This is a genomic window from Janibacter alkaliphilus (assembly GCF_013408565.1).
Taxonomy (GTDB): Bacteria; Actinomycetota; Actinomycetes; order Actinomycetales; family Dermatophilaceae; genus Janibacter; species Janibacter alkaliphilus.
This window is the reverse complement of record NZ_JACBZX010000001.1, coordinates 683,983-697,877: the sequence shown is the minus strand read 5'-3', so window position 1 is coordinate 697,877 and position 13,895 is coordinate 683,983. Positions and strand designations below refer to the sequence as shown.

The window sequence follows — 13,895 nt, the reverse complement described above, 5'->3', positions numbered from 1 at the left end:
CATGGAGCTCACGCCGACCACCAAGGTCGCCGAGGCCCTCGCGCTGGCCCAGCGGGCCGCGCAGACCGAGGGCCACCCCGAGATCACCCCGGACCACCTGGTCAGCAGCCTGATCCGGGTCGACACCCCGCAGGCCGAAACCCTGCTGCAGGCCGCGGGCACCGGCGCCCAGCACGTGCTCGGCCAGGCCGACGCGGCGATCGCCGCGCTGCCCACCACCAGCGGCGCCGCCCAGCCGCCCACCTTCGGCCGGTCCGCCCTGGCCGTGCTGCAGCAGGGCGACACCCTGATGAAGGCGAAGGGGGACACCTTCCTCGCCTTCGACATCCTCATGCTCGCGCTCGCCGAGACCGGCCACCTGGCCGCGGTGGAGAAGCGTGGCGCCGCCGACATGGAGGCGAAGATCGACGAGCTGCGCGGCGGCCGGACGGTCACCTCGCAGACCCCGGTCGAAGGGGGTGAGTCGCTGGCCGAGTACGGCACCGACCTCACCCAGATGGCTCGGGACGGCAAGCTCGACCCGGTGATCGGCCGGGACTCCGAGATCCGCCGGGTGGTCCAGGTGCTCTCCCGGCGCACCAAGAACAACCCGGTGCTCATCGGTGAGCCCGGCGTCGGCAAGACCGCGGTCGTCGAGGGCCTGGCCCAGCGCATCGTCGACGGCGACGTGCCGGAGTCGCTGCGGGACAAGCAGCTGGTCAGCCTCGACCTCGGGGCGATGGTCGCCGGCGCGAAGTACCGCGGCGAGTTCGAGGAGCGCCTCAAGGCGGTCCTGGAGGAGATCAAGGCCAGCGACGGTCAGATCGTCACCTTCATCGACGAGCTGCACACGGTCGTCGGCGCCGGGGCCTCCGGCGAGGGCGCCATGGACGCCGGCAACATGCTCAAGCCGATGCTCGCCCGCGGCGAGCTGCGGCTGGTCGGCGCCACCACGCTGGACGAGTTCCGCGAGCACATCGAGAAGGACCCCGCCCTGGAGCGCCGCTTCCAGCAGGTCTTCGTCGGCGAGCCCAGCGTCGAGGACACCATCGCCATCCTGCGCGGCCTCAAGGAGCGCTACGAGGCGCACCACAAGGTGGCCATCGAGGACACCGCGCTGGTGGCCGCGGCCTCGCTCTCGGACCGGTACATCACCGGCCGTCAGCTGCCGGACAAGGCGATCGACCTCGTCGACGAGGCGGCCAGCCGGCTGCGCATGGAGATCGACTCCAGCCCGGTCGAGGTGGACGAGCTGCAGCGCGCCGTGGCCCGGCTGGAGATGGAGAAGCTGCACCTCGAGCGGGAGTCCGACGACGCCAGCCGCGACCGGCTGGCCCGGCTCGAGGACGACCTCGCCGAGAAGCGCGAGCTGCTCGCCGAGCTCACCGCCCGGTGGGAGTCGGAGAAGGCCGGGCTGAACGCGGTCGGTGACCTCAAGGCCCGGCTCGACGACCTGCGCACCCAGGCCGACCGGCTGCAGCGCGAGGGCGACTACGAGGCCGCCTCGCGGCTGCTCTACGGCCAGATCCCGCAGCTGCAGCAGCAGGTCGCCGAGGCCGAGGCCGCCGAGGACGCCGCCAGCGCGGCGACCGACGAGGGCTCGCCGATGGTCAAGGAGCGGGTCGGTGCCGACGACATCGCCGAGGTCATCTCGGCGTGGACCGGCATCCCGGCCGGCCGGCTGCTGCAGGGCGAGACCGAGAAGCTGCTCAGCATGGAGTCGATCATCGGCTCCCGGCTCATCGGGCAGGCCGCCGCGGTGCGCGCGGTCAGCGACGCGGTGCGTCGCAGCCGGGCCGGCATCGCCGACCCGGACCGGCCCACCGGCAGCTTCCTCTTCCTCGGCCCCACCGGGGTCGGCAAGACCGAGCTGGCGAAGTCGCTGGCCGACTTCCTCTTCGACGACGAGCGGGCGATGGTCCGGATCGACATGTCGGAGTACGCCGAGCGGCACGCGGTGGCCCGGCTCATCGGGTCCCCGCCCGGCTACGTCGGCTACGAGGAGGGCGGTCAGCTCACCGAGGCGGTGCGCCGCCGCCCCTACTCGGTGGTCCTGCTCGACGAGGTGGAGAAGGCCCACCCGGAGACCTTCGACATCCTGCTGCAGGTGCTCGACGACGGTCGGCTGACCGACGGTCAGGGCCGCACCGTCGACTTCCGCAACGTCATCCTCGTGATGACCAGCAACCTCGGCAGCCAGTACCTCGTCGACCCCTCGCTCGACCAGGAGCAGCGGGTGGACTCGGTGATGGCCACGGTGCGCCAGGCCTTCAAGCCCGAGTTCCTCAACCGGCTCGACGAGATCGTCGTCTTCGAGCCGCTGACCCAGGACGAGCTCGGCGACATCGTCGAGCTGCAGGTGCGCGAGCTGGCCACCCGGCTGGCCGACCGCCGGATCAGCCTCGAGGTCACCGGGCCGGCCCGGACCTGGCTGGCGGAGAAGGGGTACGACCCGGCCTACGGCGCCCGCCCGCTGCGCCGCCTGGTGCAGAAGGAGATCGGCGACCGGCTGGCCACCGCCCTGCTCGCCGGCGACGTGCGCGACGGCTCCACCGTCACCGTGGACGTCGCCGACGACGGGAGCGGCCTGGCGCTGCGCTGACCGACGGCCCCCGCGGCATGCCCACGACCCCTCACGGGACCTCCCGTGAGGGGTCGTCCGCTGTCCAGGGCGGTGGCTAGGTTGGTGCGATGACCCAGCGGCCGCACGTCCTCGTCGTCGGCGGCGGGATCGCCGGGCTGAGCCTGGCCGCCGCGCTGGACCCCGAGCGCTGGCGGGTGACCCTCGTCGAGGGGCGTCCCGAGCGCGCCGGGGCCGGCGCCGGCCTGGCGCTGTGGCCGGGTGCGCTGCGGGCGCTGGACCGTCTCGGCGTCGGTGAGGGCCTGCGCCGGGACAGCGTCGCCCCGACCGACGGAGCCCTGCGGCGCCCCGACGGGCGGGCCCTGGTCCACCTGCCGGCCGGGCGCAGCGGGCTGCGGCTGGTCGCCCGCCCGGCCCTGCTGGAGGCCCTGGAGCGGGCGGTCCCGGAGCAGGTGGCGCGGCGCACCGAGGAGGTTGCCGACCCGCAGGCCCTGGCCGACCGGCTCGGGGCCGACCTGCTCGTCGGCGCCGACGGGGTGCGCAGCGCCGTCCGCCGGTCCGCCTGGCCACGGGCCGTCGAGCGCCCCACCCCGTGGGTGGCGGTCCGCGGCACCACCGCGACCGCCCCCGAGGTCTCGGGGGAGTGGTGGGGCCGCGGCCGGCTGGCCGGCATCTCGCCCGTGCCCGGCGGCACCTACTGGTTCCTCGCCTGGCGCTCGGCGCTGCCCGGTCGCGACCTCGACCCGGCGGCCGCGCTCGCCGAGGCCCGCGCGGGCTACGCCGGCTGGGACCCTCGGGTCAGCGCGCTGCTGGCCGACGCCGAGCCGGAGGCCGTGCTCGCCCAACGGATCCACGTCGCGCCCCCGATGCGCTCGCTCGTCGCCGGGCGGACGGTGCTGCTCGGGGACGCCGCGCACGCGATGACGCCCAACCTCGGCCGCGGCGCCGCGGAGGCGGTGCTCGACGCGCTGGCCCTGGCGGACGCGCTGCACCGGCACGGTCCGGAGTGCGGACCGGCCGCATACCAGCGACGCCGAATCGTCGTGGGCCAGGCGCTGCGGGTCACCTCCGGCGCGATGATGCACCTCGCGACGGCGCGGCTCCCGCGGCGCACCTGAGCCCCGCCTCCCTCCCAGGACGCGCTGCGGACCCGCGGATCGGTCAGGGACGCGCCGCCGCGGGCGTCGCGTCGAGCAGCCGTTCCAGCCGGTCGACGAGCAGGTCGGTGGCCTCCCAGGCGAGCATGTGCCCCGCGCCCGGCACCGACCAGAAGGTGCTGCCCGGGGCGTGCGCCGCCACGTGCCGGCCGCGCCGGACCGGGGTGAGCCGGTCCCGGCTCCCGGTGACGACGAAGGTGGGCACGCCGGACAGCCCGCCGAGGGCGTCGACCTCGTCGTGCCGCATGATCGCGCCGTAGCAGAGCCCGGTGGTCCGGCCGCCGGTCGCCGCGGTGAGCGCGCTGGTCGCCTCGACCGCCTCCGGGTCGGGGTCCGCGCCGAAGAGGTTGCGGGCGGTCATCGCGGGCGTCGTCGGCAGCCCCGGCCAGGAGTCCGGGAACCGGGCCATGAGGCCCATGACGAGGCGCTCCCCGGGGATGCCTCGCCGCCGCGGGTCGGGCCGGGCCATGGTCGCCGCCAGCAGCAGCCCGCGCACCCGCTCACGCACCAGGTCCGGCTGCAGACCGGCCAGCGCCATGACGGTCATCCCGCCCATGGAGTGCCCGCCGAGCACCAGCTCCCCCTCGGGCGCGTGCTCGGCGAGCACCGCGCCCAGCGCCCGGCCCAGGTCGCGCACCTCGATCCGGTCGCCGTGGATCGGCGAGGACGCGCCGTGGCCGGGCTGGTCGTAGGTCAGCACCCGCAGCCCGGGGCGGCGACGGCGCAGCTCGGTGACCACCGGGTCCCAGCTCTCCTGGGCGAGGCACCAGCCGTGCGCCAGCACCAGGGTGGGGCCGCCGGGCTCGCCCGGGTGCTCCCGGACGGCCACCTCGGAGCCGTCGGGCAGCGCGGCGCTGAGCAGCCGCACCGCGGTGCCCTGGGCCATCACCTGCGCGGGCCGGTTCACGACGCCGCCAGCTCGACGACGACCGGCGCGTGGTCGCTGGCGCCCTTGCCCTTGCGCTCCTCGCGGTCGATCGCCGCGCCTGTGGCCCGCTGCGCCAGCGCGGCCGAGCCGAGGACGAAGTCGATCCGCATCCCGCGCCGCTTGGGGAAGGCGAGCTGCTGGTAGTCCCAGTAGGTGTAGACCTCCGGTCCCGGGGCGTGCGGTCGCACCAGGTCGGTGTAGCCGGCGTCGAGCACCGCCTGGAAGGCGGCCCGCTCGCCCGGGCTGACGTGGCTCTTGTCCTGGTAGTACTCCATCGACCACACGTCCTCGTCCTGCGGCGCGATGTTCCAGTCGCCGCAGAGCGCGACCTGCGCCCCGTCGGCCGCCCAGCCGGCGGCCTGGGCGCGCAGCGCGTCCAGCCAGGCCAGCTTGTAGTCCATGTGCGGGTCGTCGAGCCCGCGCCCGTTGGGCACGTAGAGGCTCCACATCCGCACCCCGCCGCAGGTGGCGCCGATGGCCCGGGCCTCCGGCGCGACCGGGTCGCCCCAGCCGGGGTCGCCCTCGAAGCCGACGGTGACGTCCTCGATCCCGACGCGGGAGAGCACGGCCACCCCGTTCCACTGGTTCAGCCCGTGGTGGGCGACCTCGTAGCCGAGGGCGCGGACCCGGTCGTGGGGGAACTGGTCCTCCCGCGCCTTCGTCTCCTGGATCGCCAGCACGTCGACGTCGCTGCGCTGCAGCCACGCCTCGAGCCGGTCGATGCGGGAGCGGATGGAGTTGACGTTCCAGGTGGCGATACGCACGCCGGTCACCCTACGCAGCGGCACGTACCGTGCGGTCCATGCCCACCGCACTCGTCACCGGAGCCACCGCCGGCCTGGGCCGCGAGCTCGCCGAGCAGCTGGCCGAAGCGGGCCACGACCTCGTGCTCGTCGCCCGGACCACCGACCGGCTGGAGCGGGCCACCGAGGAGATCCGCGGGCGCCACCGGGTGCACGTCGAGGTGCTCACCGCCGACCTCACCGACCGGGACGCGCTCGCCGCCGTCGCCGACCGGGTGGCCGACCCGGACCGTCCCGTCGACGTGCTCGTCAACAACGCCGGCTTCGGGCTGGGCTCCCCCTTCGACCGGACCACGCTGGCCCAGGAGGAGGCGCTGCTGGACGCGCTGGTGCGGGCCCCGATGGTGCTCAGCCACGCCGCCGTGGGCGCGATGACCGCCCGCGGCCGCGGCCGGGTCGTCAACATCTCCTCGGTGGCCGGCTTCATGGCCAGCGGCAGCTACGCCGCGGCGAAGTCCTACCTCACCGTGCTCACCGAGTCGCTGGCCGGCCAGCTCGCCGGCACCGGGGTCACTGCCACGGTGGTCTGCCCCGGCTACGTGCGCACCGAGTTCCACGAGCGGGCCGGGATCGCGAAGGGGGAGCGCCGCGGCCCCTTCTGGCTGGACGCCGAGCGCACCGCCCGGGAGGCGCTGGCCGACGCGGCCGCCGGCCGGGTGATCTCGGTGCCCAGCCCGCAGTACCGGGCGGTGGTGCACCTGCTGCGCCACCTGCCGCGCCGGGTGCTGCGCTCCGGCCCGGTCCGGCGCAGGCACCGGGCGGACCCGCCGGCCAGCCGGGCATGATGGGCCGCATGGGAACCCCTGACCTCGTCGCCGACCGTGCCCGCCTGCTCGAGATCATCCGGGAGCGGGCGGTCGTGCACGGCCGGGTGACGCTCTCCTCGGGTCGGGAGGCCGACTACTACGTCGACCTGCGCCGGATCACCCTGGACGGGCAGGCGGCGCCGCTGGTCGGCCGGGTGATGCGCGACCTCGTCGCCGACCTGACCTTCGACGCGATCGGTGGGCTCACCCTGGGCGCCGACCCGGTGGCCACCTCGATGCTGCACGCGGCCGCCGGGGCGGGGGAGCGGCTGGACGCCTTCGTCGTGCGCAAGGCCGGCAAGGCGCACGGGCTGCAGCAGCGGATCGAGGGCCCCTCGGTGCAGGGTCGTCGGGTGGTCGTCGTCGAGGACACCACGACCACCGGGGACTCGCCGCTGGCCGCGGTCGAGGCGGTCCGCGAGGCCGGCGGCGAGGTGGTCGCGGTGGCCACGATCGCCGACCGGGACACCGGCGCCGGGCGCCGGATCGAGGCCGAGGCGCAGGTGCCCTACCGGCACGCCTTCGACCTCACCGACCTCGGTCTCGCCTGAGCCGACCCCCGGTTGCCGTACGCCCCGGCGGACCCGTACCTTAGGCAAGCCTTACTCGTTGTTGTCCGGTGCCCAGGAGCAGGGCCCGGCAGGAGGGACCGCCGCATGAAGCTCGACGTCGTCAAGGACAAGGCGCTCTTCGCGCTCGCCCGGCTGTACTCCAAGGGGACGATGGCCGAGGTCGCCGAGCGCACCGGGCACGTGCAGCACGAGATGACCGTCGCCGCGGTGCTCGACCTCAACCCGGCGGCCCGGCGGATCACCTTCGCCGCCCCGGAGCTGCGCGACTTCACGCTGGCCGCCCCGGACGAGTTCTTCGGGCTGATCTTCCCGCTCGACGGCGGCGAGCTGACCATGCCCGACCCGGAGCGCACCAACGTGCGCGCGGCGATCGCCGACCTGCCGGGGGAGGAGCGCCCCGGGCTGCGCTGGTACACCGTGCGGGCGCACCGCCCCGCGGCCGGCGAGATCGACGTCGACATCATCACCCACGGCACCGACGGGCCCGGCTCGGCCTGGACCCTCTCCGCGCAGGTCGGCGACCGGGTGGGCTTCCGTTCCGGCGGCGGTCTGTATCGCGGCTTCGAGCACGACGGGGCGCAGCTGCTTGTCGCCGACGAGACCGCCGTCCCGGCCCTGGCCGCGGTGCTCGACGAGCGGGACCGCCGCGGACTGGGCTCCGACCGGCTACGGATGCACGTCGAGGTGCCCCGGCTGGAGGTGCTCGACGGGATGGGCCTGGACCGCCGCGTCGCCGCCGGCGAGATCCGGGTGCACGACCGCGGCAGCGCCGCCCCGGGGAGCAGCGTGGTCGCCGCCCTGGAGGCCGACCCGACTGCCACCGCCGACCTCGACTACGCCTGGCTGTGCGGTGAGTCCGGACTGGCCACCGGGGTCCGGCGCCACCTGGTCAAGGACCTCGGCATGGACAAGCACCGGGTGCTCTTCAGCGGCTACTGGAAGCTCGGGGCGGCCCGCGGCTGAGCGGCGTCGCCGGGCGGTAGCGTGCGGCTCGTGCAGCCCCACCAGATCTGCCTGGACCTCGACGGCACCACCCTCACCCACGCCGGCGAGCTGCGGCCCGCGGTCGCCGAGGCGGTCGCCGCGGTGGTCGCCGCCGGGCACCACGTCGTCGTCGCCACCGGGCGCAGCGTGGTGGCCACGGTCCCGGTGCTGCAGGCCCTCGGGCTGAGCACCGGCTGGGCGGTCTGCTCCAACGGCGCCGTCACCGTCCGGCTCGACCCGTCGGCGCCGCAGGGGTGGAGCGTCGCCGACGAGGACGTCGTGACCTTCGACCCCGCGCCGGTGCTCACCCGGCTGCGCGAGGTGCTGCCGGACGCGCTGGTGGCGGTCGAGGAGCTGGGGGTCGGCTTCCGGCTCAGCGCGCCCTACCCGGCCGACGAGCTGCAGGGCGAGCAGACCGTCGTCCCCTGGGAGGAGCTGCTGGCCCACCCGACGACCCGGGTGACCCTCCGCCAGCCGGAGGCGACCAGCGAGGAGTTCGTCGAGATCGTCGAGCGGGCCGGTCTGCACGGGGTCGGCTACGCGGTCGGTTTCACCGCTTGGCTCGACGTCAACCCCGAGGGCGTCTCGAAGGGGTCGGCGGTGGAGATCGTCCGCCGCCGGCTCGGGGTCGAGCCGTCGCGCACGGTGGCCGTGGGTGACCAGCGCAACGACCTCGAGATGCTCGCCTGGGCGGCCCGCGGGGTCGCCATGGGCAACGCCCCGGCCGAGGTCCAGGAGGTCGCCGACGAGGTCACCGGCGACGTCGACGACGACGGTCTCGCGACCGTGCTGCGCTCGCTGCTGTGAGCGCGTCGCAGCCCGCCGGGGCGGAAGAGGACGACTCGCTCGCAGAGGAGGTCACCGAGGCGGCCGACACGGTCAACTCGCACCCGGTCGTCGTCACCCTCGCCCGCCTCGGGCACGCGGTCAACGGCGCCCTGCACGTCATCATCGCGGTCATCGTGCTGCGCATCGCCTGGGGCAGCGCCGGTGACGAGCAGGCCGACCAGTCCGGTGCGCTGGCGACGATGGCCGGTCAGCCGGTGGGCCTGGCGCTGCTGTGGCTCTTCGTCGCCGGCTGCGGCTGCCTCGGGCTGTGGTACCTCACCGAGGCGGTCGCGCCCGCCCCGCAGTGGTCCTCCCGGCTGGACCGGGCGAAGTGGGTGACCAAGGGCGTCGCCTACCTGGCCATCGCCTGGCTGGCGCTGCGCTTCGCCCTCGGGGCGGCCAGCAGCACCTCGAGCGAGCAGCGCACCCAGGGCGTCACCCGGACGCTGATGAGCCAGCCGGCCGGGCAGTGGCTGGTCGCCGCCGGCGGGGTGGTGGTGCTCGCCGTCGGTGCCTACTACGTGCGCAAGGGGGTGCTGGCCCGCTTCCTCGGCGACCTCGAGGAGCACCCGGGCGCCTGGGCCGTCGCCGCCGGCCGTATCGGCTACCCGGCCAAGGGCGCCGTGCTCGGTCTCGTGGGGGTCTTCGTCATCCTCGCCGCGTGGCAGCAGACGGTGGAGGAGGCGGTCGGGCTCGACGGCGCGCTGAAGCAGCTCAAGGGTCAGCCCTACGGCCCGTACCTGCTCACCGCGGTGGCCGTCGGGCTGGTCTGCTTCGGGGTCTACTGCCTGGCCCGGGCCCGCTTCGCCGCGCTGGACTGATCCCGCGCCGGTCGCAGCCCGGGGACCGCGAGCAGGGTGAGCGCGACGACCGACGCGCCGAGCATCACCCCGGCCAGCACGTCCCCGGGGTAGTGCACGCCGAGGTAGACCCGGTCCAGGCCGGTGAGCACGACCAGCGCACCGGCGAGCAGCACCAGCAGGACGCGCCCCGCGCGCCCCAGCAGCGGCCAGAGCAGCACGACGAGCAGCGACGCCGCCAGGGTGGAGCCGGTCGCGTGACCGGAGGGATAGCTGTAGCCGGAGGCGTCGTAGAGCGCCTCGTCGGGTCGCGGACGGGCCACGACGAGCTTGACCAGCGTCCCCAGCCCCCAGCCGAGCAGGCCGAGCACCGGCAGCAGCAGCGCGCCGCGGGAGCGTCGACCGGTGGCCACCAGCGCCACGGCCAGCGCGGTCAGCCCGGCGAGCAGCACCCACGGCTCGGTGAGGTCCGACCAGGTCAGCAGCGCCTGGCGCAGGCCGGGCCGCGCGTCGCTGGCGGCCACCGCGGCCGCGACGCTCGAGCCCTCCCAGGTCTCGGGGCCGGGACGGGCCGGCAACCGGTCACCGACCCGGGCCAGCGTGGCCGCGACCAGCATCAGCAGCAGGGCCAGCCACACCCACGAGCGCGCCCTGCCGGGCAGGCCGGTCGCCCGGACGGCGGCAGGGGAGGGCGTCGGCACCGGCCCAGTCTGCGGCATGCTGGGACCGCCATGGCCGACCCGCAGATCACCTCGCCCAGCAACCCGCGCATCAAGCAGCTCGTCGGGCTGCGCCGCCGCCGCGCCCGGGAGGAGAGCGGCAGCACCCTCGTCGAGGGCACCGAGGAGCTGGCCCTCGCGCTGGAGGCCGGCGTCCGGCCGCAGGTCGTGCTGCACTGCCCCGAGCTGATGCACGCCGCCGGGCCACCGGTGGTCGAGCGGGCCCGGTCGGCCGGTGCCGAGGTGGTCCAGCTCTCCCGTGCCGCCTTCGAGAAGGCCGCCTACCGCGAGGGGCCCGACGGGGTGCTCGCCCTCGTCCCGGCCCCGGGGACCGGGCTCGACGACGTGGAGCTGGGAGCGGACCCGCTGGTCCTGGTCTGCGAAGGGGTGGAGAAGCCGGGGAACCTCGGGGCGATGCTGCGCACCGCCGACGCCGCCGGGGTCGACCTCGTCGTCGCTGCCGACCCGGTCACCGACTGGGGCAACCCGAACGTCGTGCGCGCCAGCAAGGGCACCGTCTTCTCGGTGCCGGTCGCCACGGCCACCGCGGAGCAGACCTGGCCCTGGCTGCGGCGGCACGGCGTGCGGGTCGTCGCGACCACCCCGGACACCGACACCCTGCACACCGCGGCCGACCTCGCCGGTGGTCTGGCGGTCGCGGTCGGCACCGAGAAGCACGGGCTGAGCGAGGCCGCGCTGGCCGCCGCCGACACCCGGGTGCGCATCCCGATGAGCGGCCGGGTGAACTCGCTGAACGTCGCCACCTCGGCCGCGATCGTCGTCTACGAAGCGTTGCGTCAGCGGACCTGAACCCACCTACGACGGGGGCTGCGCGGCTCGGGGGCGGTTTCTGCGCAGGTGAACGGCTGTGTCACGATGCACGCATGCGCGTCGATCATGTCTCCTACGCAGCCGAGGCGTCCGGCGCCCAGGCGACGGCCGAGCGACTGGGCGAGAAGATCGGGGTCCGACCGGTCGACGGAGGCCTGCACCCCCGCTTCGGGACGCGCAACGTCATCCTCCCGCTGGCCGAGGACCGCTACATCGAGGTCGTCGAGGTGCTCGACCACCCCAGCGCCGACAAGGCCCCCTTCGGCCAGGCTGTCCGGGCCCGCTCCGAGACCGGTGGCGGCTGGATGGGCTGGGTCGTCTCCGTCGACGACCTCGCCCCGATCGAGAAGCGGCTGGCCCGTCGGTCCGTCGAGGGGCGCCGCCGGATGCCCGACGGGCGCGAGTTCCGCTGGCAGCAGATCGGCATCAAGGGCCTCATGTCCGACCCGCAGCTGCCCTTCTTCATCCGCTGGGAGGACGGCAGCGACCACCCCAGCACGGACAACCACAGCGACGTCGCCATCGAGTCGCTCATGGTCGCCGGCGACCCCGAGCGGGTGCACGAGTGGCTCGGTCTGCCGGCGAGCAAGACCTCGTCGGTGATCTCCTTCGAGTTCGTCGCACCGCACGGGACCCCCGGTCTGCTGGCGGTCACCCTGCGCACCCCCACCGGTCTCGTCACCATCTGAGCCATGGCGTCCCGCCCTGCCGCCTCCCGGCTCGGCGGAGCCGTGGCCTGGCTCGGCGGCTTCTTCGCCGTCGACGACGACTGGGAGCGCCCCGGGCGCGGGGTCAGCCGGGGCGACATCGCCCTCACCCTGCTCATCGGGGTGGTCAGCCTCGCCGTCCTGGAGATGATGCGCGGGATCGGCAACCTCGAGACGGTGGAGATCGGGCCGTGGCAGCAGCGTGCCCTCGTCGCCGCCACCGCGCTCCCGGTGGCGCTGCGGCGGCTCTGGCCGCTGACGGTCACGCTGGTCGCCACCGTCGGCTACTTCGCCCTGACCACCTACACCCCGCCGATGGCCAGCCTGCTCTCCACCCAGGTGGCCTACTTCGTGGTCATCCTCGGCGGGGTCGCCTGGGCCCGCTCGCGCCGGGAGATGCTGCTCGTCGTCGGCGGGATCATCGTCACGATGTTCCTCTGGCTGGTGTGGGGCTTCGCCGTCGGCAACGTGCTCACCGACACCATCGTCGAGGACGACGTCCGGGGCTGGCACCTGCCGCCGTCGATCGCCGCCGCCGGGATGATGGCCACCATCAACACCCTCTTCTTCGGCGGGGCCGTGGTCGGTGGGCAGGCCGCCTGGAACGGTGCCCGCCAGCGGGACCGGCTGCGCCAGCAGGCCGAGACGATCGCCGCCCAGTCCGACGAGCTGCGCGAGCGGGCGATCGTCGAGGAGCGGCTGCGGATCGCCCGCGAGCTGCACGACGTCGTCGCCCACCACGTCTCCGGGATCGGGGTCCAGGCCGCGGCCGCCCGACGGGTGCTGCACCGCAGCCCGGACGGGGCGCACCAGGCGCTGGGCCAGATCGAGGTCTCCAGCCGGGAGGCGGTCACCCAGATGCGCGACCTGCTCGGCACCCTGCGCTCGGTGGAGCGCCGCGAGGACCGGCACGCCCCGGCGCCCGGGCTCGACCAGCTGCGGGCGCTGACCCAGGAGCGCAGCCGCCTCGGTCTGCAGGTGAGCCTGGAGGTCGTCGAGGACGACGCCGTGCTGGCCGACGTGCCGGCCGCCGTCGGGCACTCCCTCTACCGCACCGTGCAGGAGGCGCTGACCAACGTCGCCCGGCACAGCACGGCCCGCCACGCGCGCGTCGCGGTCCGGGTGCAGGCCGAGCACGTCGAGGTCGAGATCACCGACGACGGCCGGCCGCGCGGCGACGGCAGCAGCGGCACCGGCATGGGGCACCTCGGGCTGCGCGAGCGGGCCGCCTCGCACCAGGGCGCCGTCGAGATCGGGCCCCGACCCATCGGCGGCTACCGGGTGCGGCTGCGGATCCCGTTGGAGCGCAGGCCGGTCGCGCGCCCCGAGCACGTCGGGGCGGCCCGATGAGCGAATCCCTGCCCGAGTCCGGGCCCGAGCGCCTGCGGGTGCTGCTCGTCGACGACCAGCCGATCATCCGTTCCGGCTTCGCCATGATGCTCTCGGTCGAGGACGACCTGGTCGTCGTCGGCGAGGCCGGCGACGGTCGGGAGGCGGTGCGCCTGGCCGGCGAGCTGGCGCCCGACGTCATCGTCATGGACGTGCAGATGCCGGTGCTCGACGGGATCGCGGCCACCGCGGAGGTGGTCGCCCAGGACCTCGCCCGGGTCATCATCCTCACCACCTTCGACCGGGACGACTACCTCTTCGACGCGCTGCGGGCCGGCGCCAGCGGCTTCCTGCTCAAGAACGCCGAGGCCGACCAGGTGGTCGAGGCCATCCGGACCGTCGGTCAGGGCAACGCGCTGCTGGCGCCCGAGGTCACCCGCCGGGTGATCTCCCGGATGACCTCCGCCGGCGGCGAGCAGGCCCAGACCGAGACCGGTGCGTCCGGTGCGTCCGGACCGTCCGAGGCGCCGCCCGGGCCGTCGGCCGAGACGACCCCGGCCCCGCAGCGCCACGGCGACCTCGTCGCCCGGCTCACCGGCCGGGAGCACGAGGTGCTCGCGCTCGTCGGGGCCGGGCTGAGCAACGCCGAGATCGCCGCCCACCTGGTCATCGGCGAGGCCACGGTCAAGACGCACGTCTCCAGCGTCTTCGCCAAGCTGGGGGTCCGGGACCGGGTGCAGGCGGTGATCGTCGCGCACGAGGCCGGCGTGGTGGCCCCCCGCGAGGACTGAGGGGCCCGGCTCCCGCGGCGACCGTCTCCCCCCGCAGGGGGAGGGGCGGGACCTGACCGGCGCGCAGAGATCAGCCGTTC

General features: G+C 75.0%; 14 protein-coding genes. 11 read left to right on the top strand and 3 right to left on the bottom strand.

What is annotated here, in order from left to right; translation table 11 throughout:
• Position 1 precedes the first annotated feature (1 nt).
• Both clpB and BJY28_RS03370 read left to right on the top strand, forming a co-directional pair.
• Entirely contained in the window at positions 2-2,581 is a 2,580-nt protein-coding gene (gene clpB, locus BJY28_RS03375; RefSeq protein WP_179461755.1) for an ATP-dependent chaperone ClpB, read from the top strand.
• Positions 2,582-2,670: 89 nt separating this feature from the next.
• The gene (locus BJY28_RS03370) at positions 2,671-3,678 is read left to right on the top strand and encodes an FAD-dependent monooxygenase (RefSeq protein WP_179461754.1); all 1,008 of its coding nucleotides are present in this window, start codon (positions 2,671-2,673) and stop codon (positions 3,676-3,678) included.
• Between the two features lie 43 nt (positions 3,679-3,721).
• Here the strand turns inward: BJY28_RS03370 and BJY28_RS03365 are convergent, their stop codons facing one another.
• Together BJY28_RS03365 and BJY28_RS03360 are read right to left on the bottom strand one after the other, a co-directional pair.
• The gene (locus BJY28_RS03365) at positions 3,722-4,624 is read right to left on the bottom strand and encodes an alpha/beta fold hydrolase (protein WP_179461753.1); all 903 of its coding nucleotides are present in this window, start codon (positions 4,622-4,624) and stop codon (positions 3,722-3,724) included.
• On the bottom strand, positions 4,621-5,409 hold the full coding sequence (locus BJY28_RS03360; RefSeq protein ID WP_179461752.1) for an exodeoxyribonuclease III: 789 nt from the start codon (positions 5,407-5,409) through the stop codon (positions 4,621-4,623). The genes BJY28_RS03365 and BJY28_RS03360 overlap by 4 nt, the downstream gene beginning before the upstream one ends.
• 38 nt (positions 5,410-5,447) lie before the next feature.
• On the opposite strand from BJY28_RS03360, the gene BJY28_RS03355 reads away from it, so the two are divergent.
• The 5 genes from BJY28_RS03355 (at position 5,448) to BJY28_RS03335 (ending at position 9,459) form a co-directional block, all read left to right on the top strand.
• Positions 5,448-6,233, top strand: coding sequence for an SDR family NAD(P)-dependent oxidoreductase (locus BJY28_RS03355; RefSeq protein WP_179461751.1), 786 nt, complete (start codon positions 5,448-5,450; stop codon positions 6,231-6,233).
• An 8-nt stretch (positions 6,234-6,241) separates the two neighbouring features.
• Entirely contained in the window at positions 6,242-6,805 is a 564-nt protein-coding gene (pyrE, locus tag BJY28_RS03350; RefSeq protein WP_179461750.1) for an orotate phosphoribosyltransferase, read from the top strand.
• A 105-nt stretch (positions 6,806-6,910) separates the two neighbouring features.
• Positions 6,911-7,789 (top strand): siderophore-interacting protein, encoded by an 879-nt coding sequence (locus BJY28_RS03345; protein ID WP_179461749.1) that lies wholly within the window; start codon positions 6,911-6,913, stop codon positions 7,787-7,789.
• A 30-nt stretch (positions 7,790-7,819) separates the two neighbouring features.
• Positions 7,820-8,617 (top strand): HAD hydrolase family protein, encoded by a 798-nt coding sequence (locus BJY28_RS03340; protein ID WP_179461748.1) that lies wholly within the window; start codon positions 7,820-7,822, stop codon positions 8,615-8,617.
• Positions 8,614-9,459 carry a DUF1206 domain-containing protein gene (locus BJY28_RS03335; RefSeq protein WP_179461747.1) on the top strand — a complete coding sequence of 282 codons (846 nt, stop codon included), beginning with the start codon at positions 8,614-8,616 and terminating at the stop codon, positions 9,457-9,459. Before BJY28_RS03340 ends, BJY28_RS03335 begins: the two co-directional genes overlap by 4 nt.
• Here the strand turns inward: BJY28_RS03335 and BJY28_RS03330 are convergent.
• A complete protein-coding gene (locus BJY28_RS03330; RefSeq protein WP_179461746.1) occupies positions 9,420-10,139 on the bottom strand; it encodes a phosphatase PAP2 family protein in 720 nt (239 codons plus the stop codon). The genes BJY28_RS03335 and BJY28_RS03330 overlap by 40 nt on opposite strands.
• Before the next feature lie 30 nt (positions 10,140-10,169).
• Here BJY28_RS03330 and BJY28_RS03325 point away from each other — a divergent pair, with 30 nt between their 5' ends.
• From BJY28_RS03325 to BJY28_RS03310, 4 genes are all read left to right on the top strand, one after another.
• Positions 10,170-10,967: a TrmH family RNA methyltransferase gene (locus BJY28_RS03325; protein WP_179461745.1), complete on the top strand. Its 798-nt coding sequence runs from the start codon at positions 10,170-10,172 to the stop codon at positions 10,965-10,967.
• 74 nt (positions 10,968-11,041) lie between these two features.
• Positions 11,042-11,677: a VOC family protein gene (locus BJY28_RS03320; protein WP_179461744.1), complete on the top strand. Its 636-nt coding sequence runs from the start codon at positions 11,042-11,044 to the stop codon at positions 11,675-11,677.
• A gap of 3 nt (positions 11,678-11,680) precedes the next feature.
• Positions 11,681-13,045 carry a sensor histidine kinase gene (locus tag BJY28_RS03315; protein ID WP_179461743.1) on the top strand — a complete coding sequence of 455 codons (1,365 nt, stop codon included), beginning with the start codon at positions 11,681-11,683 and terminating at the stop codon, positions 13,043-13,045.
• Positions 13,042-13,815 (top strand): response regulator, encoded by a 774-nt coding sequence (locus tag BJY28_RS03310; RefSeq protein WP_179461742.1) that lies wholly within the window; start codon positions 13,042-13,044, stop codon positions 13,813-13,815. Before BJY28_RS03315 ends, BJY28_RS03310 begins: the two co-directional genes overlap by 4 nt.
• Positions 13,816-13,895: the final 80 nt, after the last annotated feature.